General features: G+C 70.5%; 2 protein-coding genes. Both read right to left on the bottom strand.

All coding sequences use genetic code 11. The features are described from left to right. Positions 1 to 836, bottom strand: an 836-nt coding sequence (locus DN771_RS29050; protein ID WP_193615430.1) for a Clp protease/crotonase-like domain-containing protein, incomplete at its 3' end; no start/stop codon positions are given. Positions 837 to 1,036: 200 nt separating this feature from the next. Next, positions 1,037 to 1,141 carry an LPXTG cell wall anchor domain-containing protein gene (locus tag DN771_RS30975; RefSeq protein WP_227462494.1) on the bottom strand — a complete coding sequence of 35 codons (105 nt, stop codon included), beginning with the start codon at positions 1,139 to 1,141 and terminating at the stop codon, positions 1,037 to 1,039. Positions 1,142 to 1,151 lie beyond the last annotated feature (10 nt).

Genomic DNA, 1,151 nt, shown 5'->3' with positions numbered 1-1,151 from the left:
GGATCGGTGTCCACCGGCGGATCCGTCTCCACCGGCGGATCGGTCTCCACCGGCGGATCCGTCTCCACCGGCGGATCCGTCTCGACGGGCGGATCGGTCGGATCGGGGGTGTCCGTCGTCTCCACCGTCGGCTCGGTCGTCTCGGGGACCTCGACGCAATCGGTGGGGAGGTCCACCACGTGCACGTAGATGTCGCCCTCGTGGATCATCGTCGGGTCGACGGCGTCGACGTCGACCGGGGCGACGTACCCGTCGGACTCGAACAACACCACGTGGATCGGCACCGGGTCGCCCTCGGGGGTCACGTAGGTGTCGTCGGGGGGGAGGTAGCTCAGCGAGGAGAGCACCGACTGGATCTGCTCCGCCGTGCCTCCCACGGAGAACGCACCGCCGAACGCCAGGTGCGTCAGGGCGAATCCGCTCGTGTCGGCGCCGACGAGGAGCGAACCGCGGTCGTCGGTGCCGGTCGGGGCGATCTCGACGACGGCGACCAGGCAGGTGCCGGTGGTGTCGCCCATCACCGGGTCGTAGGTGCACCCGCTGCTGTCGAAGCCGGGAGCGATGGCGATGTCACGGCCCTCGCCGGTCACGGGATCCGGCGCCGCGGTGAAGTCGACCTGGACGCCCCGCGACGTGTACACGTGCTGGGGCAGGCTGGTGAACCACGGGTCGACGGCGTCCTCCATGCCGGCGACGACCACGCCGGCGACGACCACGCCGGCGGCGGCCGCCGGACCGGCAGCCGAGACACCGGGTCCGGGCATCAGCGTCACGCCACCGACGGCGACACCGGCCGCCAGCACCAAGCTGATTGTGCGGCCACGAATTGCGCTCATGGGAGCTCCTTTCAGGACGACTCGTCGTTGAGCCGTCGTGATGTTCAAGAGCACCGGCCGCCACCCCGCTCGCGTGTTTCACCCGGGAACATTCACTCCGGTGACCCGGCGAGAACTCGGAACGCGACGACGGGACGGGCCACACCTCATCGGTGCGGACCGTCCCGTCGTCTGGGGGCGCTCTGTTGATGGGCTCTCGGCTACCGCTCCGACTTGCCGCGGATGGCGAGCAGGGTCGCACCGCTGGCCGTCAGCAGCCCGGCGAGGGCGGCGATCAGCAGCGTGGGTGAACCCGTCTCGGGCAGGGTCCCACTC

Origin of the sequence: Desertimonas flava, assembly GCF_003426815.1 — a bacterium.
Classification (GTDB): domain Bacteria; phylum Actinomycetota; class Acidimicrobiia; order Acidimicrobiales; family Ilumatobacteraceae; genus Desertimonas; species Desertimonas flava.
The sequence above is the reverse complement of the archived record's forward strand: the minus strand, read 5'-3'. Positions and strand labels throughout refer to the sequence as shown.